This window comes from Pseudomonas sp. B21-032 (assembly GCF_024748965.1).
Lineage (GTDB): Bacteria > Pseudomonadota > Gammaproteobacteria > Pseudomonadales > Pseudomonadaceae > Aquipseudomonas.
Window position 1 is genome coordinate 4,888,185 of the sequence record NZ_CP087180.1, and the last position, 19,738, is coordinate 4,907,922.

21 protein-coding genes are annotated in these 19,738 nt (G+C 61.1%); 8 read left to right on the forward strand and 13 right to left on the reverse strand.

Translation table 11 applies throughout. The features are described 5' to 3' along the window. Nucleotides 1-62 precede the first annotated feature (62 nt). From LOY54_RS22490 to LOY54_RS22500, 3 genes are read left to right on the forward strand one after another with little or no spacing between them, the layout of a single operon-like run. Entirely contained in the window at nt 63-656 is a 594-nt protein-coding gene (locus tag LOY54_RS22490) for a phosphoheptose isomerase (protein ID WP_026001179.1), read from the forward strand. Beyond that, the gene (locus LOY54_RS22495; RefSeq protein ID WP_045197297.1) at nt 653-1,231 is read left to right on the forward strand and encodes a BON domain-containing protein; all 579 of its coding nucleotides are present in this window, start codon (nt 653-655) and stop codon (nt 1,229-1,231) included. The genes LOY54_RS22490 and LOY54_RS22495 overlap by 4 nt, the downstream gene beginning before the upstream one ends. Before the next feature lie 54 nt (nt 1,232-1,285). Continuing rightward, nucleotides 1,286-1,504 (forward strand): YgdI/YgdR family lipoprotein, encoded by a 219-nt coding sequence (locus LOY54_RS22500; protein WP_045197295.1) that lies wholly within the window; start codon nt 1,286-1,288, stop codon nt 1,502-1,504. 50 nt (nt 1,505-1,554) lie between these two features. Here the strand turns inward: LOY54_RS22500 and LOY54_RS22505 are convergent, their stop codons facing one another. The 7 genes from LOY54_RS22505 to rplM form a co-directional block, all read right to left on the reverse strand. Then, entirely contained in the window at nt 1,555-1,983 is a 429-nt protein-coding gene (locus LOY54_RS22505; protein WP_045197293.1) for a ClpXP protease specificity-enhancing factor, read from the reverse strand. A gap of 17 nt (nt 1,984-2,000) precedes the next feature. After that, nucleotides 2,001-2,618 (reverse strand): glutathione S-transferase N-terminal domain-containing protein, encoded by a 618-nt coding sequence (locus tag LOY54_RS22510; protein WP_010220766.1) that lies wholly within the window; start codon nt 2,616-2,618, stop codon nt 2,001-2,003. A gap of 118 nt (nt 2,619-2,736) precedes the next feature. Then, nucleotides 2,737-3,516 (reverse strand): cytochrome c1, encoded by a 780-nt coding sequence (locus tag LOY54_RS22515; protein WP_010220765.1) that lies wholly within the window; start codon nt 3,514-3,516, stop codon nt 2,737-2,739. Further along, the gene (locus LOY54_RS22520; protein ID WP_045197292.1) at nt 3,516-4,727 is read right to left on the reverse strand and encodes a cytochrome bc complex cytochrome b subunit; all 1,212 of its coding nucleotides are present in this window, start codon (nt 4,725-4,727) and stop codon (nt 3,516-3,518) included. Before LOY54_RS22520 ends, LOY54_RS22515 begins: the two co-directional genes overlap by 1 nt. Continuing rightward, nucleotides 4,727-5,320, reverse strand: coding sequence for a ubiquinol-cytochrome c reductase iron-sulfur subunit (petA, locus tag LOY54_RS22525; protein ID WP_010220763.1), 594 nt, complete (start codon nt 5,318-5,320; stop codon nt 4,727-4,729). The genes LOY54_RS22520 and petA overlap by 1 nt, the downstream gene beginning before the upstream one ends. Nucleotides 5,321-5,583: 263 nt before the next feature. Then, entirely contained in the window at nt 5,584-5,976 is a 393-nt protein-coding gene (rpsI, locus tag LOY54_RS22530; RefSeq protein ID WP_038998850.1) for a 30S ribosomal protein S9, read from the reverse strand. A gap of 14 nt (nt 5,977-5,990) precedes the next feature. Continuing rightward, the gene (rplM, locus tag LOY54_RS22535; RefSeq protein ID WP_010220758.1) at nt 5,991-6,419 is read right to left on the reverse strand and encodes a 50S ribosomal protein L13; all 429 of its coding nucleotides are present in this window, start codon (nt 6,417-6,419) and stop codon (nt 5,991-5,993) included. Nucleotides 6,420-6,671: 252 nt separating this feature from the next. Between rplM and LOY54_RS22540 the strand changes: the two genes are divergently transcribed. Together LOY54_RS22540 and LOY54_RS22545 are read left to right on the forward strand one after the other, a co-directional pair. After that, the gene (locus tag LOY54_RS22540; protein ID WP_045197290.1) at nt 6,672-7,712 is read left to right on the forward strand and encodes an NADP(H)-dependent aldo-keto reductase; all 1,041 of its coding nucleotides are present in this window, start codon (nt 6,672-6,674) and stop codon (nt 7,710-7,712) included. Nucleotides 7,713-7,902: 190 nt separating this feature from the next. Continuing rightward, nucleotides 7,903-8,823 carry a GlxA family transcriptional regulator gene (locus LOY54_RS22545; protein ID WP_177329159.1) on the forward strand — a complete coding sequence of 307 codons (921 nt, stop codon included), beginning with the start codon at nt 7,903-7,905 and terminating at the stop codon, nt 8,821-8,823. A gap of 119 nt (nt 8,824-8,942) precedes the next feature. On the opposite strand, the gene zapE is transcribed toward LOY54_RS22545, so the two are convergent. The 3 genes from zapE to LOY54_RS22560 all read right to left on the reverse strand — a co-directional run bounded on the left by zapE (nt 8,943) and on the right by LOY54_RS22560 (nt 12,129). Beyond that, on the reverse strand, nt 8,943-10,037 hold the full coding sequence (gene zapE / locus LOY54_RS22550) for a cell division protein ZapE (RefSeq protein WP_045197288.1): 1,095 nt from the start codon (nt 10,035-10,037) through the stop codon (nt 8,943-8,945). A gap of 82 nt (nt 10,038-10,119) precedes the next feature. Next, nucleotides 10,120-11,469, reverse strand: a complete 1,350-nt coding sequence (locus tag LOY54_RS22555; protein ID WP_045197286.1) for a tryptophan--tRNA ligase — start codon at nt 11,467-11,469, stop codon at nt 10,120-10,122. A 24-nt stretch (nt 11,470-11,493) separates the two neighbouring features. After that, nucleotides 11,494-12,129, reverse strand: a complete 636-nt coding sequence (locus LOY54_RS22560; protein WP_258607968.1) for an alpha/beta hydrolase — start codon at nt 12,127-12,129, stop codon at nt 11,494-11,496. A gap of 138 nt (nt 12,130-12,267) precedes the next feature. Between LOY54_RS22560 and LOY54_RS22565 the strand changes: the two genes are divergently transcribed. Continuing rightward, nucleotides 12,268-12,702 (forward strand): YhcB family protein, encoded by a 435-nt coding sequence (locus tag LOY54_RS22565; RefSeq protein WP_038998843.1) that lies wholly within the window; start codon nt 12,268-12,270, stop codon nt 12,700-12,702. Between the two features lie 84 nt (nt 12,703-12,786). On the opposite strand, the gene mdeB is transcribed toward LOY54_RS22565, so the two are convergent. Next, nucleotides 12,787-15,483, reverse strand: a complete 2,697-nt coding sequence (gene mdeB, locus LOY54_RS22570) for an alpha-ketoglutarate dehydrogenase (protein WP_258607970.1) — start codon at nt 15,481-15,483, stop codon at nt 12,787-12,789. Nucleotides 15,484-15,519: 36 nt separating this feature from the next. After that, a complete protein-coding gene (locus tag LOY54_RS22575) occupies nt 15,520-16,716 on the reverse strand; it encodes a methionine gamma-lyase (RefSeq protein ID WP_045197282.1) in 1,197 nt (398 codons plus the stop codon). 128 nt (nt 16,717-16,844) lie between these two features. Here LOY54_RS22575 and LOY54_RS22580 point away from each other — a divergent pair, with 128 nt between their 5' ends. After that, nucleotides 16,845-17,324: an Lrp/AsnC family transcriptional regulator gene (locus LOY54_RS22580; RefSeq protein ID WP_045197280.1), complete on the forward strand. Its 480-nt coding sequence runs from the start codon at nt 16,845-16,847 to the stop codon at nt 17,322-17,324. A gap of 108 nt (nt 17,325-17,432) precedes the next feature. Then, nucleotides 17,433-17,789: a hypothetical protein gene (locus LOY54_RS22585; RefSeq protein ID WP_408980605.1), complete on the forward strand. Its 357-nt coding sequence runs from the start codon at nt 17,433-17,435 to the stop codon at nt 17,787-17,789. Here LOY54_RS22585 and cysN read toward each other — a convergent pair. Then, the gene (gene cysN / locus LOY54_RS22590) at nt 17,786-19,687 is read right to left on the reverse strand and encodes a sulfate adenylyltransferase subunit CysN (protein WP_045197276.1); all 1,902 of its coding nucleotides are present in this window, start codon (nt 19,685-19,687) and stop codon (nt 17,786-17,788) included. The two genes, LOY54_RS22585 and cysN, sit on opposite strands and share 4 nt — an antisense overlap. Nucleotides 19,688-19,738: the final 51 nt, after the last annotated feature.

Sequence of the window (19,738 nt, forward strand, 5' to 3'; positions counted from 1 at the left end):
CCGGGACCTTTTTTGTATACTCCCGACGCGCCCGGCCAGCCGCCCTACTTAAGGTCACACTGATGGACATGCAATCCCGAATTCGCCAGCTTTTTCAGGCCAGCATCAACACCAAGCAACAGGCGATGGAAGTCCTTGCACCACACATCGAGCAAGCCAGTCAGGTCATGGTCAATGCGCTGCTCAACGAGGGCAAGATGCTTGCCTGCGGCAACGGCGGCTCGGCCGGCGATGCCCAGCACTTTTCTTCCGAACTGCTCAACCGCTTCGAGCGTGAGCGCCCGAGCCTGCCGGCCATCGCCCTGACCACCGACAGCTCGACCATCACCTCGATCGCCAACGACTACAGCTACAACGAAATATTCTCCAAGCAGATCCGCGCCCTGGGCCAGCCCGGCGATGTGCTGCTGGCGATTTCGACCAGCGGTAACTCGGCGAACATTATTCAGGCGATCCAGGCCGCACATGATCGCGAAATGATTGTCGTAGCTCTGACCGGGCGCGATGGCGGCGGCATGGCCTCGCTGCTGCTGCCTGAAGACGTCGAGATTCGCGTACCGGCCAACGTCACCGCACGTATCCAGGAAGTCCACCTGCTGGCGATCCACTGCCTCTGCGACCTGATCGACAGCCAACTGTTCGGGAGTGAAGAATGACCCCTAACCGCCTCGGCCTGATGGCCCTGACCCTGTGCCTGAGCCTCACCGGTTGCAGCTCGGTGCTCACCGCCACCCGCGACAAGCCGATCGAGGACGACCGCGGCACCCGCACCTTCGGCAGCAAGATCGATGACTCGCTGATCGAAACCAAAGTCGCGGTGAACGTCGCCAAGGCCAGCCCTGACCTGGACAAGAACTCGCACATTGTCGTCAGCAGCTTCAACGGCATCGTCCTGCTCGCCGGGCAAACCCCGCGCGCCGACCTCAAGGGCCTGGCCGAACAGGCTGCCGGCCAGGTCCAGCGGGTGAAAAAGGTGCATAACGAGCTGCAGGTGCTGCCGCCCTCCTCGATCCTGGCGCGCAACAACGACGCCTGGCTGACCACCAAGATCAAGACCCAGATGCTCACCGACAGCAACATTCCCGGTTCACGCATCAAGGTCATCACCGAAAACGGCATCGTCTACATGCTCGGCCTGCTGACCCAGCAGGAAGCCTCGCGCGCCACCAACCTGGTGCAGGGCGTGTCGGGCGTGCAGAAGATCGTCAAGCTGTTCGAATACATCGACTGATAAACCCATCGCGGGGCAAGCGCCCCGCGATCCAACCATCCTTAGGAAGTCCCCATGAAAAACGGCCTGCTGCCAACCTTGCTGATTGGCGCCTTCGCCACCCTGGCCGGCTGCTCCACCCCAACCCAGATCACCCTCAACGACGGCCGCGAATTCCAGGCAGTCGACGCGCCGCACTACGACCGCGCCGCCGGCTTCTACGAGTTCAAGCAGCTCGATGGCAAGGTGATCAAGGTCAACAAGGACCAGGTCCGCACGATCACCGACCTGTAATCCAGGCCGGCAGACACAAAAAAGGCGATCCATGCGGATCGCCTTTTTTGTTACTTGACCACCTTCAAGCTCGGACGCCCGCTTGGCCGCGGCGGCTGGCCGCCGGCAGGCGGACCGTCGTCATCCGGCTCGACGCTGTCGTCTTCTTCATCTTCATCATCGAGCAGCGGCGGCTCGAGTTCGAAGACCATACCCTGGCCGTTTTCCCGGGCATAAATACCGAGGATGGCACCGGCAGGCACGAACAGGGTGTGAGCAACGCCGCCAAAGCGGCCCTCGAAGCTCACAGCCTCGTTATCCATGTGCAGGTGACGTACGGCACTGGGTGAGATGTTGAGGACGATCTGGCCGTCACTGGCGAAGCTCTGGGGTACCTGGACGGCCGGGTATTCGGCGTTGACCAGCATATGCGGTGTGCAGTCGTTGTCCACGATCCACTCATAGAGTGCACGTACCAAATAGGGGCGACTGGAGTTCATCGACAGCTCCTTAAAACCTAGCGCATTTCACGTTCAGCAGCGGACAGGCTTGCCTGGAAGGCTTCGCGGGCAAACTGTCGCTCCATGTAGTCGAGCAACGGCTTGGCCGGCCGCGGCAGTTCGATACCCAACACCGGCAAACGCCAGAGTATGGGCAATAGACAACAATCGACCAGACTTTGCTCCTCACTCAAGAAACAAGGCTTGTCGGCAAACAACGGCGACACTCCGGTCAGGCTCTCGCGCAGCTCCTTGCGCGCCTGTACCCGTGCCGGCTCCTTGCTGCGCGGGTCGAGTATCAGGTCGACCAGCGCACACCAGTCGCGCTGGATACGGTGGATCAGCAGGCGGCTGTTGGCCCGCGCCACCGGATACACCGGCAACAATGGCGGGTGCGGGTAACGTTCATCGAGGTATTCCATCACCACGGTCGACTCGTACAACGCCAGGTCGCGATCGACCAGGGTTGGCACGCTGCCATAGGGGTTCACTTCAACCAGCTTGGGCGGAAGGCGACCAGGATCGACGTTGATGATCTCGACACTGACACCCTTCTCGGCGAGAACGATGCGCACCCGATGAGAATAATGGTCAGCGGGGTCGGAGTAGCAGGCTAACCGGTTGGTCACGCCCATAGTGGTCCTCCTCGCGTATGAATTTATAAATGCTGCAAATGCAAACGCGCCCTGCGAGCGCCCCTGTGATTCCAGAGGCGCCCCAGGGCGCGTTCAACTACCAGAAACTACTGCGTGATCAGTGCACGTCCTTCCAGTATTCGCGCTTGAGCAGGTAAGCGAATACGAAGAAGAAGGCCAGATACAGCAGCACATAGGTACCGATGCGCTGGCTTTCCAGTTTGACCGGGTTAGCCGAGTAGGCCAGGAAGGTCACCAGGTTCTTGACCTTCTCGTCGAACTGCTCTGGCGTCAGGGTACCGGATTTCGGCTCCACGGTCAGCTGGTCGCATGCTTCATGAGTCAAAGGCGAGCCGGTCAGCGGGTCGTATTGCTTCTTGCCATCGACCACGGTCTGCACTTGCTTGCAGCCAATCACCTGGTTGCCCTGCAGGCCAACCAGCACGTTAGGCATGCCGACGTTGGGGAAAACCTTGTTGTTCACCCCGTACGGACGCGACTTGTCCTCATAGAAACTACGCAGGTAGCTGTACAGCCAGTCGGTACCACGGACCCGGGCAACCAGGGTCAGGTCAGGCGGCGCGGCACCGAACCAGGTCTTGGCATCTTCAGGCTTCATGCCGATCTTCATGTGGTCGCCAATCTTGGCGCCGGTGAACACCAGCTTCTCGAGCATCAGCTCGTGAGGAATGCCCAGGTCGTCAGCCACGCGCTCGTAACGCTGGAACTTGGCGCTATGGCAACCCATGCAATAGTTGGCGAAGGTGCGTGCGCCGTCCTGCATGGCGGCCTTGTCGGTGAGGTCGATATCGACCTTGTCCAGCTCCAGGCCGTGTTCGGCGGCGAAGGTGAACGCGGGCATCACTGCCAGAATCAATACTGCAAATAGCTTTTTCATCAGCCAGTCACCCTTTCCGGAACCGGTTTGGTCTTCTCGAGCCGGGTGTAGAACGGCATCAGAAGGAAGTAGGCGAAATACAGGAAGGTGCATACCTGCGACAGCAGCGTACGGCCCGGGGTAGGCGCCAGAACGCCGAGCACACCGAGGATCACGAACGAGATGCAGAACACCAGCAGCCAGACCTTGCTCATCCAGCCCTTGTAGCGCATGGACTTGACCGGGCTGCGATCCAGCCACGGCAGGACGAACAGCACGGCGATCGCGGCGCCCATGGCAATTACACCGAGCAGCTTGTCCGGAACAGCGCGCAAGATCGCGTAGAACGGAGTGAAGTACCAGACCGGGGCAATGTGCTCAGGGGTCTTGAAGGCGTTGGCCTGTTCGAAGTTCGGTTTTTCCAGGAAGTAACCGCCCATTTCCGGGAAGAAAAACACGATGGCGCAGAACACGAAGAGGAACACGACGACGCCGACGATATCCTTCACGGTGTAGTAAGGGTGGAACGCGATACCGTCCAGCGGCACGCCGTTCTCGTCCTTGTGCTTCTTGATGTCGACACCGTCAGGGTTGTTCGAACCGACTTCGTGCAGCGCCAGGATATGCAGCACCACCAGGCCGAGAATGACGATCGGCAGGGCCACCACGTGCAGGGCGAAGAAGCGGTTCAGGGTGATGCCGGAGATCAGGTAGTCACCGCGGATCCACTGGGTCAGGTCGTCGCCGATCACCGGAATGGCGCCGAACAGCGAGATGATCACCTGGGCACCCCAGTAGGACATCTGGCCCCATGGCAGCAGGTAGCCCATGAACGCTTCGGCCATCAGCGCCAGGTAGATCAGCATGCCGAACACCCAGACCAGTTCGCGAGGCTTCTGGTACGAGCCGTACAGCAGGCCGCGGAACATGTGCAGGTAGACGACGATGAAGAACGCCGAGGCGCCGGTGGAGTGCAGGTAGCGCAGGATCCAGCCGTATTCGACGTCACGCATGATGTATTCGACCGAGGCGAACGCCTCTTCGGCCGAAGGGGTGAAGCTCATGGTCAGCCACACGCCGGTGACGATCTGGTTGACCAGGACCAGCAGGGCCAGGGAGCCGAAGAAATAGAAGAAGTTGAAGTTCTTCGGTGCGTAATACTTGCTGAGATGGTCTTCCCACATCTTGGTCGCGGGGAAGCGGGCGTCAACCCAATCCATGAACTTACTCATCACGCGTTCTCCTGATCGACGCCGACGACAATGATGTCGTCCGACTCATAAGAGTGCGGCGGCACTGGCAGATTGAGCGGCGCCGGCTGGGATTTGTAGACGCGGCCAGCCAGGTCGTAGTGGGAGCCGTGGCACGGGCAGAAGTAGCCGCCGACCCACTTCGGACCCAGGTCGACAGGTGCCACTTCCGGACGGAAGGTCGGCGAGCAGCCCAGGTGGGTGCACAGGCCGACCAGCACGAGGATTTCCGGCTTGATCGAGCGGTTCGACGGATCGACGTAAGTGGGTTGAACCGAAGCCTTGGACTCTGGGTCGGAGAGGTCGCCGGTGATCTTCTTGAGGTTACCGAGGATCTCCTCGGTACGACGGACGATGAACACCGGTTGGCCGCGCCACTCAGCAATCATCTGCTGACCAGGCTCTACCTTGGCGATATTGACCTTCACCGGTGCACCCGCGGCTTTCGCCTTGGCACTGGGGAACCATGACCCTACGAACGGGACCGCAGCCCCCACCGCTCCTGCAGCACCCACCACGGACGTGGCTGCTACGAGGAAGCGACGCCGGCCTGCATTGACGCCGTCATTGCTCATTCAGTCCTCTCCCATCAGCTTTATGGCCTGTTGCAACAGGCATCTACTAAGTAATTTCTGAACTGCTAAAAATTTGCCGCATGGTAATGAAAAGACCCTTCTCTGACAAGGTGATTAGCCTTGTGCCACCCCGCTATCCCTTGTAACTCTTGACTTGCGTCTATGCGGCAAGTTGTCACAGTAAACAACAGCATAGTTATTCAAGACATAAAAAAAGCCCGGTTCCACCAGGAACCGGGCTTTTTTTGAACGCCGAAGCGAAATTAACGCTTGGAGTACTGAGGACGCTTACGTGCTTTACGCAGACCCACTTTCTTACGCTCGACTTCACGGGCGTCGCGGGTGACGTAGCCAGCTTTGCGCAGAGCGCCACGCAGGGTTTCGTCGTAGTCCATCAGTGCACGGGTGATACCGTGACGGATTGCACCGGCCTGGCCGCTGACACCACCACCGATAACGGTGACGTAGATGTCGAACTTTTCGGTGGTCTCGGTCAGTTCCAGCGGCTGGCGTACTACCATGCGCGCGGTTTCACGACCGAAGAACACGTCCAGAGAACGGTTGTTGATGGAGATGTTACCGGTACCTGGACGCAGGAAAACGCGAGCGGTTGCGGTCTTGCGACGGCCAGTGCCGTAATTTTGAGTCGCCGACATAATGAACTATTCCGTTAAATCTTCAGTTCTTGGGGCTGCTGAGCAGTATGAGGGTGAGTAGCGCCCGCATAGACTTTCAGCTTACGGTACATGTCGCGACCCAGTGGGTTCTTAGGCAGCATGCCTTTAACCGCGGTCTCGATCACGCGCTCTGGGGCCTTGGCGATCAACTTCTCGAAGTTGATTTCCTTGATACCGCCCGGGAAGCCGGAGTGGGAGTAGTACATTTTGTCCGAAGTCTTGGCACCAGTGACACGAACCTGCTCGGCGTTGATGACGACGATGTAGTCGCCGGTGTCAACGTGAGGAGTGTACTCTGGCTTGTGCTTGCCACGCAGACGGCTCGCGATCTCAGTGGCCAGACGACCCAGGGTCTTGCCAGCAGCGTCAACGACGAACCAGTCGCGCTTTACTGTTTCCGGTTTAGCAGTAAAAGTTTTCATTCTTTATAGCCTCAGGGGCCGCCCAGCGAAAATAAGACGGCAGATCTTACTGGATAGTGCGCACCTTGACAAGTCAAGGACACAGCCGCACACGGACGCTATCGGGGGCTCGGGTCAGCGCGTCCAATATTCGGCAGGGTTCTTCTATGGAGCGGGGCATCACTCCCGCTGCACGGAGAGGGGCTGAATTATCCAGATTGCGAAAAAAAATTCAACCTGCTTTTATGCTTCTTTTAGACAGGAAGCAGTCGAATGGACTATCGCCAGCTGGGCCGAACCGACCTCAACGTCAGCGCCCTGTGCCTTGGCAGCATGACCTGGGGCGAGCAGAACGACCAGACCCAGGCCTTCGCCCAGATCGAACGGGCCAAGGCCGCCGGGATCAATTTCATCGATACCGCCGAGATGTACCCCGTCCCTCCCCGCCCGGAAACCTACGCCGCCACCGAGCGCATGATCGGTAACGGGTTCAAGCAGCGCGGCGATCGCGCCCAGTGGATCCTGGCCAGCAAGGTGGCCGGCCCCGGCAACGGCATCAACCATATCCGCGACGGCCTGCTCAAGCACAACCGCCAGCACATCGTCGCCGCCCTGGACGACAGCCTCAAGCGCCTGCAGACCGACTGGATCGACCTCTACCAGTTGCACTGGCCAGAGCGCAGCACCAACTTCTTCGGCAAGCTGGGTTACCAGCATGCGCCGCAAGACCTGTTCACCCCGCTGGAAGAAACCCTCGAAGTGCTCGACGAGCAGGTCAAGGCCGGCAAGATCCGCCACATCGGCCTGTCCAACGAAACCCCGTGGGGCACCATGAAGTTCCTGCAGCTGGCCGAAAGCCGCGGCTGGAGCCGCGCGGTGTCGATCCAGAACCCCTACAACCTGCTCAACCGCAGCTTCGAAGTGGGCCTGGCGGAAATCGCCATCCGCGAACAGTGCGGCCTGCTGGCCTACTCGCCCCTGGCTTTCGGCATGCTCTCGGGCAAGTACGAAAACGGCGCACGCCCGGCCGCGGGCCGCCTGACCCTGTTCAGCCGCTTCTCGCGCTACTCCAACCCGCAAACCGTGGCTGCCTGCAGCCGCTACGTGAAGCTGGCCCGCGACCATGGCCTGGACCCGGCGCAAATGGCCCTGGCCTTCGTCACCCGCCAGCCGTTCGTGACCAGCAACATCATCGGTGCCACCACCCTCGAGCAACTGGACAGCAACCTGGCAAGCGCCGACCTCAAGCTCAGCGACGAGCTGCTGGCGGCCATCGAGGCCATCCATCAGGACCAGCCCAACCCCGCGCCCTGAGACGCAATCCCGGTTCCCATCAACAAGGTGGGAACCGAGGGTAGACACAATCGCCAAAAAATAAGACGATCCAGCCGGTGATTGACCACTCTACCCTATAAGAATAAAGAAAATGATGTTTACCCAACCCACGGCGTCCTTGCGGCGCGTCAGTATCCTGGCCATCGACAATGTCTTCGCATCGACCCTGATGCAGGCCAAGGATTTCTTCCATCTCGCCAGCCTGCGCTACAGCAAGCAGTTGGGCCTGGGCCTGCAGCCGATGTTCGAAACCCGCCTGGTGAGCCCTGACGGCCAGCCTGTGCGCAGCTTCAGCGAAGTGATGCTGCCGGTCGACAGCGGCCTGGAGCAGGCCGACATCATCATCCTGCCGGCGTTCTGGGACGATTTCGATGCCCTCTGCCAGCGCTACCCGCAAGTATTGCCCTGGCTACGCGAGCAACACGCCCGCGGCGCCGTGCTCTGCGGCGAGGCCAGCGGCGTGTTCTGGCTGGCCGAAGCCGGGTTGCTCGACGGCAAGGAGGCGACCACCTACTGGCGCTTCTTCAGCCAGTTCGAAGAGCGCTTCCCCAAGGTCAGCCTCAACCAGGACAAACACCTGACCGACGCCGACAACCTCTATTGCGCCGGCGGCACCACCTCGGCCTGCGACCTGTACATCTACCTGATCGAGCGTTTCTGCGGGGCCAACGTTGCGCAAGCGGTGGCCCGTGACATCCTCTACGAAGTACAGCGCAACTACACCCCGGGGCGCATGGGCTTTGGCGGGCAGAAACTGCACCAGGACTTGATCATCCTGCAGATCCAGCACTGGCTCGAAGAACATTTCGCCGACAAGTTCCGCTTCGAGGACGTGGCCCGCAACCACGGCATGAGCATCCGCAACTTCATGCGCCGCTTCCAGAGCGCCACCGGCGACAAGCCGCTGCACTACCTGCAACGGCTGCGGATCGAAACGGCCAAGGGCTTGCTGTCGGGCACACGCAAAAGCATCAAGACCATCAGCTATGAAGTTGGTTATGACGATGCGAGTTTCTTTGCCCGGTTGTTCAGGCAGCACACAGAGTTGTCGCCGAATCAGTATCGGCAGCAGTTTATGCAGGAGGCCTGAAAGGCCTCTTCAGCGGCAAGCTATAAGCTACAAGCGGCAAGTAAGAGCAGGATCAAAAGCAGCACGCGGTCGGCTCTTGATCCTGCTTGCAGCTTGAAGCTTGAAACTTGCAGCTACTTTTAAGGCTTATGCGCCCGCGACAGGAATTCGTGGGACTGCATTTCCAGCAGGCGGCTCAGGGTGCGCTGGAACTCGAAGGTCAGGCGACCACCGGTGTACAGGTCCTTGAGTTCAACCTCGGCCGAGATGATCAGCTTGACGTTGCGGTCATAGAACTCGTCGACCATGTTGATGAAGCGTCGGGCGATGTCGTCGGTGGCGACGCTCATCTGCTCGACGCCGCTGAGCAGCACGGCATGGAAGATCTTGCCCAGTTCGATGTAGTCGTTCTGGCTGCGCGGGCCGTCGCACAGTTCGCGGAATTCGAACCAGGCCACGTCGTCACAGGTACGCAGGGCTCGGATTTCGCGGTTCTCGATCACCAGCACATCGTTCTCGACCGCCTGGGTGCACTCCGGGGTCAGTGCCTTGAAGCTTTTGCGCAGGCTTTCGTGGGCCGCTTCGTCGAGCGGGAAGTGGAACAGCTCGGCTTGTTCCAGGTGCCGCAGGCGATAGTCGACGCCGCTGTCGACGTTGACGATCTCGGTGTTCTGCTTGATCAGGGCAATCGCCGGCAGGAAGCGTGCGCGCTGCAGGCCGTCCTTGTACAGGCCGTCAGGGACGATGTTGGAGGTGGCCACCAGGGTCACGCCGTTCTTGAACAGCTCCTCCATCAGGGTGCCGAGGATCATCGCATCGGTAATGTCGGAGACGAAGAACTCATCGAAGCAGATCACCCGGGCCTCGTCGGAGAAGCGCTTGGCGATGATGGTCAGCGGGTTCTTCTCGCCCTTGAGGGTTTTCATTTCCTCGTGGACGCGCTTCATGAAGCGGTGGAAGTGCGTGCGCACCTTCTGCTTGAACGGCAGCGCTTCAAAGAAGGTATCGACCAGGTAGGTCTTGCCGCGGCCTACCCCACCCCAGAAATACAAGCCCTTGACCGGTGCCTGGTCCTTCTTGCCGAACAACTTGCCGAACACACCCGGCTTGTTGTTCTGCGCCGCGATCAGATCGTCGTACAGGCGCTGCAGATGACGCACTGCAGTTTCCTGCGCCGCGTCATGGAAGAATTCGGGACGTTTCAGATCTGCTTGATATCGTTCTAGGGGCGTCATAATTCGTTAGCAAGGTAACAAAAACGGGCCGTCACTGTAGCGACGGCCCGGGATAATGGCAATCAGACTTCCGATAAGCCGTTCAGTCCTGCTGGGGCACCAGGGCCGCGCGCAGGGTTTCGATGGCGCTGTCGCGGGCGGCGCCGTCGGCAAACTGCGGGCCGTCGCCAACGCACTCGCCTTCCAGCCACAGGCTGAAGCCCAGGCCTTCGTGGCGCACGTCAAGCTCGCCGCCCTGCTGCAGTTGCTTGCTCACAGCACCTGCGGTCTTGCCGTCGGCGAAGTTGCGCGACAACAGCAGTTGCTCGCCATCGGCCGCCAGCAGGCGGAAGCGGAAGCTGCCGTCGTCTTCGCGGAAGCTGACAAAGCGCGCGGTCTTGGCCGCCTTCTTCTTGACCTGGGCCGTGGCCTGCTCGACGTTACGGAACGAGCGCAGGCCGACCGCTTCGCGCAGCTCCTCAAGGAACGGCGTGGCCACCTTGCGGGCTTTTTGCGCGCCGGCCAGGAGGATGTCCTCAAGGTCGGCCGGGCGGCTGATCAACTGGTGATAACGCTCGCGCGGCTCGCTCAGCTGGCCATCGAGCAACTGGAACAGGCGCTGCTTGGCTTCGCCCCAACCCAGGCCCTGGAGCAGTTCGCTGCGAAACTCATCGGCCTGGGAGGCAGTGGCGAAGGCCTGGAACAGGGTGAACAGGTGCGCGTTGTCCGGATCCTTGGCTTCGCCCGGGGCGCGGGAGTCGGTGACGATGCGCGAGATGGCATCCTTCATGTCCTTGGCGCTGGTGAACAACGGGATGGTGTTGTCGTAGCTCTTGGACATCTTGCGCCCGTCCAGGCCCGGCAGGGTGGCGACGCTTTCTTCGATCAGCGCTTCGGGCATGGCGAAGAATTCCTTGCCCTGGCCGAACAGGTGGTTGAAGCGCTGGCCGATGTCGCGGGCCATTTCCACGTGCTGGATCTGGTCACGGCCGACTGGCACCTTGTTGGCGTTGAACATCAGGATGTCGGCGGCCATCAGTACCGGGTAGCTGTACAGGCCCATGCTGATGCCGGCATCCGGGTCTTCGCCGTTCTCGACGTTCTTGTCCACCGACGCCTTGTAGGCGTGCGCGCGGTTGAGCAGGCCCTTGGCCGCAACGCAGGTCAGCAGCCAGGTCAGCTCGGGAATCTCGGGGATGTCGGACTGACGATAGAAAGTCACTCGCTCCGGGTCCAGGCCACCGGCCAGCCAGGTCGCGGCGATTTCCAGGCGCGAGCGCTGGATGCGCTGCGGGTCGTCGCATTTGATCAGGGCGTGGTAGTCGGCCAGAAAATAGAACGAGTCGACACCCGGCTCACGGCTGGCGAGGATCGCCGGGCGGATGGCACCGGCGTAGTTGCCCAGGTGAGGCGTGCCCGTGGTGGTGATACCGGTAAGGATGCGCGTAGTCATGGGTAATCGCTTATCAGGCTTGTATCAGTTCGAAAGGCGTGGCAGCACCAGTTCCTTGAGGTCGGTGAGCTTGCCATGGAAAAAGTGTCCGCATTCTGCCACTTTCAGCAGCTCATGGGGGCGTGGCAGTGCGCCGGACCAAGCGTAGACGATCTGCGGATCGATCACTTCGTCGGTTTGCGGCTGGATCACGCTCAGCGCGCAGCCTTGTGGCAAGGTGTCGTGATCCTGCAGGCGCATCACCGCTGGCGCAACCATGAACAGGTGCTTCAATTCGATACCGCTTGCTTCAAGACGCCCGCCGAGGCTGGCCGCAACAAAGCCGCCGAATGAAAAACCCATCAGGGTCAGGGGCATCTGCGGATGTTGTTCCAGCAGCCAGGTCGCCGCCGCCTGAGCATCGTCCACTTCGCCGCTGCCCATGTCATGGTTGCCAGCGCTGGCACCGACACCACGATAGTTGAATCGCAAGGTGATGTAACCGGCATCGCGGGCGGTGCGCTGCAGCATCGACACCACCTTGTTGGTCATGGTCCCGCCCTGCACCGGGTTAGGGTGACACAGCAACACCACGCCACGGGCGTCGGCAACATCAAGGTACAAGGCTTCCAGTTGGCCGACCGGGCCATCGATGAATACGGGGGTTTCGCGGATAAGCAAGGATAAACTCCGTGACCTCGGAAAGGGTCGACTCGTCTAGCTGAATGATTCTGTCTGAGATATTTGCGATCGTTCGCGGTATACAGCGCAGGTCCGAGCCGTTAACGTAAAGCAAAGCCGTTTATAGAGGAAGGACTCGTGGAACTCTCGCTCTTAGTTTGGTTGTTGCCGACCCTGGCCCTCGTCGTGGGTGTCGTCGTTGGTTTCCTGGTCGCCCGCCTGCTGCCCAATGCCGCACCGAGCAGCACCCAGCGTCAGCTGGATGATATCCAGGAACGTTTCGACAGCTACCAGAATGAGGTGGTTACTCACTTCAACAGTACGGCTGCGCTGGTCAAAAAGCTGACCCAAAGTTACCAGGACGTCCAGGATCACCTGGCCGAGGGCGCCAACCGCCTGGCCCTGGACGAACTCACCCGCCAGCGCCTGCTGGCCGCCCTGCACTCTGAAGCCGTGCAGCCTGCGCGTGATCGCCTGACCCCGCCGAAGGACACCGAGGTGCCGCGCGACTACGCACCGAAAGCGCCCAACGCACCGGGCATGCTCGATGAGCATTACGGGCTCAAGCGTTAAAAATGCAAACCCCGCCAACTGGCGGGGTTTTTTATTATGGCTGCTGTTGCAGCCTGCAAGAGCGGGCTTGCCCCGTGATGAGCCTCAGCAATACCAAGGCGCCTCCCCCTCCCGGTAGCCATACTTCTCCCGCGCCTCATCCAGCACCCGCCGCTCAACTCCACCCTGGCGCACCAGGCTGTGCAGGCTTGCCAGAACAATGCTGAAACGATCGACCTCGAAGAAACGCCGCAGCTGCTGGCGGGTATCACTGCGGCCGAAACCGTCGGTACCCAGCGTCACATAAGGTGCCTGTACATATTCAGCAATCAATTGCGGCCAGGCCCGCACGTAATCGGTTGCCGCAATCACCGGCGCGTCACCATCCAGGCAGCGCTGCACATGGCTCAGATCAGCACTGCCCTGCCCCAACCGACTGGCGCGATCTACATCCCGCGCCTCACGCGCCAGCTCGCTGAAGCTGGTGACACTGAACACTTCACTGGCAACCTGCCAGTCGCTGGCCAGCAGTTCACTGGCAGCAATCACCTCGCGCAGAATCGCCCCGGAGCCCAGCAGGCGCACCCGCCCCTGGGCAGCCGGCAGCTGCTGTTCGACATAACGGTACATGCCGCGCAAAACCTCTTCATGCACCTGCGCCGGCAGGGACGGCTGTGGATAGTTTTCGTTCATCACCGCGACATAATGAAATTCATCGCACTGTTCAGTGAGCATGCGCCGCGCCGCGTACTCGAGGATCACCGCCAGCTCGCCAGCAAAGCACGGCTCCCAGGCCCGGCAGTTGGGCACCATCGAGGCCATCACCAGGCTTGAACCGTCCTGGTGCTGCAGCCCCTCTCCGCCCAGCGTGGTGCGCCCGGCAGTGGCGCCCAGCAGCAGGCCACGGGCGCGCTGGTCGGCGGCGGCCCAGATCAGGTCACCGACGCGTTGAAAGCCGAACATCGAGTAATAGATGTACACCGGCAGCATCGGTTCGCCATGCACCGCGTAGGACGTTGCCGCCGCCACCCAGGAAGAAATCGCCCCGGCTTCGGTAATACCTTCCTCCAGCAACTGGCCATCGCGCGCTTCCTTGTAGGACAGCAACGACCCTGCGTCTTCCGGCTCGTAGCATTGCCCCTGGGGCGAGTAGATGCCGATCTGCCGGAACAGGCTGGCCATGCCGAAGGTGCGCGCCTCGTCGGCGACTATCGGCACCACCCGCGGCCCCAGCTGCGGCGCCTTGAGCCAGGCGCTGAGCATGCGCACGGCGGCCATGGTGGTGGACATTTCCTTGCCGTCGGCCTGCAGGGCGAAGCCGCCCATGGCCTCCAGCGCTGGCACCGGCACCGGGCGTACGTCGCTGCGCCGAGCAGGCAGCGGCCCACCCAGAGCTTCCCGCCGCTCGCGCAGGTAGCGCATTTCTGCGCTGTCTTGGTCCGGTCGATAGAACTGCAACTGTTCGACCTGCGCGTCCGACAGCGGCAAATGAAAACGATCACGAAAGGCCAGCAAGGCCTGCACGTCGAGCTTCTTGGCCTGGTGCGCGGTCATTCGCGATTCACCGGCGGCGCTCATGCCGTAGCCCTTCTTGGTCTTGGCCAGAATAACCGTTGGCCGGCCCTTGCAGGCCTTGGCGGCGGCGAAGGCGGCGTACAGTTTGCGAAAATCGTGGCCACCGCGTTTCAACGCATTGATCTCGGCCGAGCTCATGTGCTCCACCAGCTTTTGCAAGGCCGGTTGCTGGTTGAAAAAGTGCTCGAGGTTGTAGGCGCCATCTTTGGCCCCAAGGTTCTGGAACTGCCCGTCCGGGGTCGCCGCCAACTGGCGCAACAGCACGTGCTCGGTGTCACGAGCGAACAATGCGTCCCACTCCGAGCCCCAGAGCACCTTGATCACGTTCCAGCCGGCGCCACTGAACAGCGCCTCCAGTTCCTGGATGATCTGGCCGTTGCCGCGCACCGGGCCGTCCAGGCGCTGCAGGTTGCAGTTGACCACGAAGGTCAGGTTGTCCAGTTGCTCGCGGGCGGCCAGGGTCAGGCCGGCAATCGACTCCGGCTCGTCCATCTCGCCATCGCCAAACACCCCCCAGACGTGCCGGGCACTGGTATCGAGCAACTGGCGGTTGTGCAGGTAGCGCATGAACCGCGCCTGGTAGATCGCGTTGAGTGGGCCGATGCCCATGGAGCCTGTCGGAAACTGCCAGAAGTCCGGCATCAGCCACGGATGTGGGTAGGAGCACAGGCCCTTGCCAGCCACTTCCTGGCGATAGCTGGCCAGTTGCTCTTCGCTCAAACGTCCTTCAAGGAAGGCCCGGGCATAAATGCCCGGCGCCGAATGCGGCTGGAAGAACACCAGGTCAGCGCTGCGTTGCTCGCCACCGGCCTCACCGCGAAAAAAGTGCTGGAAACCGACTTCGAAAATCTCTGCGGCCGAGGCATAACTGGCGATGTGCCCGCCGAGGTCGCCATAAGCGTGGTTGGCCCGCATGACCATGGCCAGGGCGTTCCAGCGCAGGATGCTGGTGATGCGCTCATCGAGCTCCAGATCACCCGGATAGACGCCCTGCTGCTCCACCGACAAGCTATTGCGATAGGCCGAAAAGGCCTGGGCCCCGCGCTCCAGACCCAGCTCACGGGCATGGGTTTGCAGTTGCTGCAGCAGAAACCGCGCACGCTCCGGGCCGCAGTGCAGCAGGGTCGAATCCAGTGCGTCCAGCCATTCGGCGGTTTCCCCCGGGTCGCTGTCCTGCTGTGGATCGCCCGGGCGCCGCGGCACACCTTCGCCAGGCACAAGGTTCATCATTGCCACCATTGCATTGACCTCGTCCGTGAAAGGTTAGGCGCAGGCCTTGAGCGCCTGTTGAATATCCGCCAGCAGGTCGTCGATGTCCTCCAGGCCCACCGACAGGCGTACCAGCCCTTCGGAAATGCCGTACTGCGCACGCTCCTCTGGGGTATAGCTGGAGTGGGTCATGCTTGCCGGGTGTTGGGCCAGCGATTCGGCATCGCCAAGGCTGACGGCACGGCTGAACAACTGCAGGGCATTCATGAAACGCCTGCCGGCAGTGATGCCGCCCTTGAGCTCAAAGGCGATCATGCCGCCCGGCAAACGCATCTGCCGCTGGGCCAGCTCATATTGAGCAAAGCCGGGCAGGCCGGGGTAATTGAGCATTTCAACTTCCGGCTGTTGCTCGAGGTATTCGGCAATGGCCTGGGCGTTGCTGCAGTGGCGCTCCATGCGCAAGTTCAGGGTTTTCATCCCGCGCATCAGCAAGGCGGCGTCATGGGGAGACATCACTGCACCGGTCATGTCCTTCAAGCCTTCCAGACGAATCCTGTCCACCAACGCCTTGCGTCCCACCACCAGGCCGGCAGTGATATCGCCATGGCCACTGAGGTACTTGGTCGCCGAATGCACCACCAGGTCGGCGCCCAGCTCCAGGGGTCGCTGCAGGTACGGCGTGCAGTAAGTGTTGTCGACCACCACGCTGATATCGTGCTGGTGCGCAAGCGCGGCCACGGCAGCGATATCGGTCATCTGCATATTGGGGTTGGCCGGGGTTTCGAAATAGATCACCCGGGTATTGCCGTTGATCGCCGCAGCGACAGCCTGCAGGTCGCTCATGTCGACATGCCTGACCTTGACCCCGAACTCGCCGATACCATGGTGTAAAAAGGCAAAGGTGCAGCCGTACAGGGTGCGCCCCACCAGCACCTCGTCGCCGGGGCGCAGCAGGGTCCACAGGGTCGCGGTAATCGCGCCCATCCCCGAGGCCAGCGCCAGGCCGGCTTCGCCGCCTTCGAGCGAGGCCATGCGTTGTTCCAGCAAGGCCAGGGTAGGGTTGGAAATCCGGCTGTAGAAATGTCCGGCCTGTTCCCCGGCGAAGCAGGCAGCGCCGTACTCGACGGTCGGAAAAGCAAAGGTCGCGGTCTGGTAGATCGGTGGCACCAGGGCACCACTGTGTTCCAGTGGATCGTAACCGTGGTGAATGGCGCGGGTGGCAAAACCTGAATTGTTATTGGAGCCGCTCATGGCAAACAGCCTCTAGTGGTTTGTTATAAGCTTATGCCACTGAGGTGCTGATTTTTTTCCAAATGTAGCCGTCCTTGCGGAAGGTTATTGACATAAAAACAACGATTTCAGACCACGGAGGGTAAAACATGCCTACAACCATCGATCGCACCGATCGAGCGTTGCTCGCGGCCTTGCAAGACAACGCGCGCTTGACGGTTTCCGAGCTGGCCGACCAGGTCGCACTGACCACCTCGCCGTGCTGGCGACGGATCAAGCTACTGGAAGAAGCCGGCTACATCATCGGCTACCAGGCCATCCTCTCGCCCAAGTCGCTGGGCTTTGGCGTAACCGCTTTCGTTAGCATCATGATGGACTCGCACAGCAAGGAAATGGCCCGCGCCTTCGAGCAGCGGCTGATGGAAATCCCCGAAATCGTCGCCTGCCACAACATCTCCGGGCGTTATGACTTCCTGCTGGAAATCCTTGCCCGCGACCTTGAGTCATTCGGTGAGTTTGCCCGCGAAGTGCTGCAGACCTTGCCCGGGGTGAAAGAGATTTACTCGAGCTTCTCGTTCAAGGCAGTGAAGGAGAAGCGGGTGATTCCGGTGTCGGAAAAGCACATCTGAATTCAAATCCCGTTCCTACAATGTGGGAGCGGGCTTGCCCCGCGATTTTCCCACTGCATCGCCCTGTAGGAAGCAATTTTCTCACTGCTCAGAAAATCCTGACTCCAACTGCCACCCCGCGCGCCATTTTCAGAAACGGTCAAGAATCGCCGTTCTTATGAAATGCGCCATATCGTGCCAACGAGCGAGGGCGGTGCACTGTATGACCTGGACAACCTGCGAATCCTGACACCCAAAAATGCATCAGCCTCTAAGGTGATCAGCAAGATATTGCTCCAGAGCAGCTTTGCTGATTACACGGCAACCGAGTTCGAATTGCTGATCGAGAACATTATCGAGGCCGCTGGCACCGAGCTCTATCAGATGAGGGCCCTTCGCGGGGCAAGCCCGCTCCTGCCGTGCGGTGAATTCGGCCAACAAAAAGCCCCACCGAAGTGGGGCTTCTTGTTCAGCGCCAGCGCTTAGATCGCGCCACGCTTGCGCAGCAGCTCCAGCACCTGCTTGACGCCGTCTTCCAGGCTGACGTTCTGGGTGTCGATCACCAGGTCCGCATCCAGCGGTACGTCATACGGGAAGCTCTCGCCCGGGATGTTGTCGCCGCCGGCGGCATACAGGCCCTGAGGGTCACGCTCGCGGCACGCCAGAGGCGAAGCCTGGACGTAGACCGTGAGCAGGCGTTCCTTGCCGATCAGCGCCTTGGCCTGTTCGCGGCCTTCGGCGTCCGGGGCGACGAAGGCGGCCAGGGTCAGCAGGCCGGCTTCGTTGAACTGACGCGCAACGTGCGCGGCACGGCGCCAGTTCTCGGTGCGCCCGGCGCGGTCCTGCGGCAAGCCTTTGTTCAGGTCGTGGCGCAGGTTCTGGCCATCGAGCACATACACCGCACGGCCCATGTCGAACAGCTTGCGCTCCACGGCATAGGCCAGGGTGCTCTTGCCCGCGCCCGAGAGGCCGCTGAACAGCACGGTGGCTGGCTGCTGACCGAAACGCAGGGCACGTTCTGCGGTGTCCACGTGGGCCAGTTTGCCGTGCTGGCCAACGCTGCCATGGGGCACAACCGGTGGCGCGATGATCATGCCGGCACCGACGGTGCCGTTGGTCAGGCGGTCGATGACAATAAAGGCACCGGTGGTGCGGTTGCTGTCATAGCCGTCCAGCGCGATCGGCGCATCGAGGCTGACCTTGACCTTGCCGATCTCGTTGAGCTGCAGGGCACTGGCGGCGCCCTGCTCCAGGGTGTTGACATCGACCTTGTGGGCGATGCTGGCAATCGAGCCCGGCACATAGCTGGTGGCGCGCTTGATGTCGTATTTTTTGCCCGGCAGCATCGGCTCTTCAGCCATCCATACCAGCATGGCGTCGAACTGGTCGGTCACCGGCGGGACGTTGTCGGCGTGCACCAGCAGGTCGCCACGGGAGATGTCGATCTCGTCTTCCATGGTCAGGGTCACGGCCTGGCCGGGGCCGGCGTTTTCCAGCTCGCCTTCGAAGGTGACGATGGACTTGACCCGGCTGCTCTTGCCCGACGGTAGCACGACGATTTCATCGCCCTTGTGCACCACGCCGCTGGCCAGGGTACCGGCGAAGCCACGGAAGTTCAGGTTCGGCCGGTTGACGTACTGCACCGGGAAGCGCAGGTCGGTGAAGTTGCGGTCGGCCGCGACTTCGACGGTTTCGAGGATTTCCATCAACGCCGGGCCCGTGTACCACGGCGAACGCTCGCTGCGGTTGACCACGTTGTCGCCCTTGAGCGCCGACATCGGCACGAAGTGCAGGCTGCTCGGGCTCATGTTGATGGCTTCGGCGAACTTCAGGTAGTCGGCCTTGATGCTCTCGAACACGCCCTCGTCAAAGCCTTTGAGGTCCATCTTGTTGACCGCGACGACGATGTGCTTGATGCCCAGCAACGAGGCAATGTAGCTGTGCCGGCGGGTCTGGGTCTGCACGCCGTAGCGGGCATCGACCAGGATGATCGCCAGGTCGCAGGTCGACGCACCGGTGGCCATGTTGCGGGTGTACTGCTCGTGGCCCGGGGTGTCGGCGATGATGAACTTGCGCTTGGCGGTGGAGAAGTAGCGGTAGGCCACATCGATGGTGATGCCTTGCTCGCGCTCGGCCTGCAGGCCGTCGACCAGCAGCGCCAGGTCGATATCGTCACCGGTGGTGCCGACTTTCTTCGAGTCGCGGGTGATGGCTTCCAGATGGTCTTCGTAGATCATCTTCGAGTCGTGCAGCAGGCGCCCGATCAGGGTGCTCTTGCCGTCGTCGACGTTACCGCAGGTAAGGAAGCGCAGCAGCTCTTTACGTTCGTGCTGGGCCAGGTAAGCGAGGATGTCCTCGCTGATCAGATCAGATTGGTGGCTCATTACATTCAAGCTCCAAGCTGTAAGCTTCAAGCGGCAAGCTTGTCGGCATAC

Coding starts and splice junctions, on each gene's coding strand:
- LOY54_RS22580 (WP_045197280.1), top strand. CDS start 16,845: ATGCCTACAACCATCGATCGCACCGATCGAGCGTTGCTCGCGGCCTTG.
- LOY54_RS22505 (WP_045197293.1), bottom strand. CDS start 1,983: ATGAACTCCAGTCGCCCCTATTTGGTACGTGCACTCTATGAGTGGATC.
- LOY54_RS22545 (WP_177329159.1), top strand. CDS start 7,903: ATGCAGGCCAAGGATTTCTTCCATCTCGCCAGCCTGCGCTACAGCAAG.
- LOY54_RS22555 (WP_045197286.1), bottom strand. CDS start 11,469: ATGACTACGCGCATCCTTACCGGTATCACCACCACGGGCACGCCTCAC.
- LOY54_RS22510 (WP_010220766.1), bottom strand. CDS start 2,618: ATGGGCGTGACCAACCGGTTAGCCTGCTACTCCGACCCCGCTGACCAT.
- LOY54_RS22515 (WP_010220765.1), bottom strand. CDS start 3,516: ATGAAAAAGCTATTTGCAGTATTGATTCTGGCAGTGATGCCCGCGTTC.
- rpsI (WP_038998850.1), bottom strand. CDS start 5,976: ATGTCGGCGACTCAAAATTACGGCACTGGCCGTCGCAAGACCGCAACC.
- zapE (WP_045197288.1), bottom strand. CDS start 10,037: ATGACGCCCCTAGAACGATATCAAGCAGATCTGAAACGTCCCGAATTC.
- petA (WP_010220763.1), bottom strand. CDS start 5,320: ATGAGCAATGACGGCGTCAATGCAGGCCGGCGTCGCTTCCTCGTAGCA.
- mdeB (WP_258607970.1), bottom strand. CDS start 15,483: ATGAACCTTGTGCCTGGCGAAGGTGTGCCGCGGCGCCCGGGCGATCCA.
- LOY54_RS22495 (WP_045197297.1), top strand. CDS start 653: ATGACCCCTAACCGCCTCGGCCTGATGGCCCTGACCCTGTGCCTGAGC.
- LOY54_RS22575 (WP_045197282.1), bottom strand. CDS start 16,716: ATGAGCGGCTCCAATAACAATTCAGGTTTTGCCACCCGCGCCATTCAC.
- cysN (WP_045197276.1), bottom strand. CDS start 19,687: ATGAGCCACCAATCTGATCTGATCAGCGAGGACATCCTCGCTTACCTG.
- LOY54_RS22500 (WP_045197295.1), top strand. CDS start 1,286: ATGAAAAACGGCCTGCTGCCAACCTTGCTGATTGGCGCCTTCGCCACC.
- LOY54_RS22520 (WP_045197292.1), bottom strand. CDS start 4,727: ATGAGTAAGTTCATGGATTGGGTTGACGCCCGCTTCCCCGCGACCAAG.
- rplM (WP_010220758.1), bottom strand. CDS start 6,419: ATGAAAACTTTTACTGCTAAACCGGAAACAGTAAAGCGCGACTGGTTC.
- LOY54_RS22540 (WP_045197290.1), top strand. CDS start 6,672: ATGGACTATCGCCAGCTGGGCCGAACCGACCTCAACGTCAGCGCCCTG.
- LOY54_RS22490 (WP_026001179.1), top strand. CDS start 63: ATGGACATGCAATCCCGAATTCGCCAGCTTTTTCAGGCCAGCATCAAC.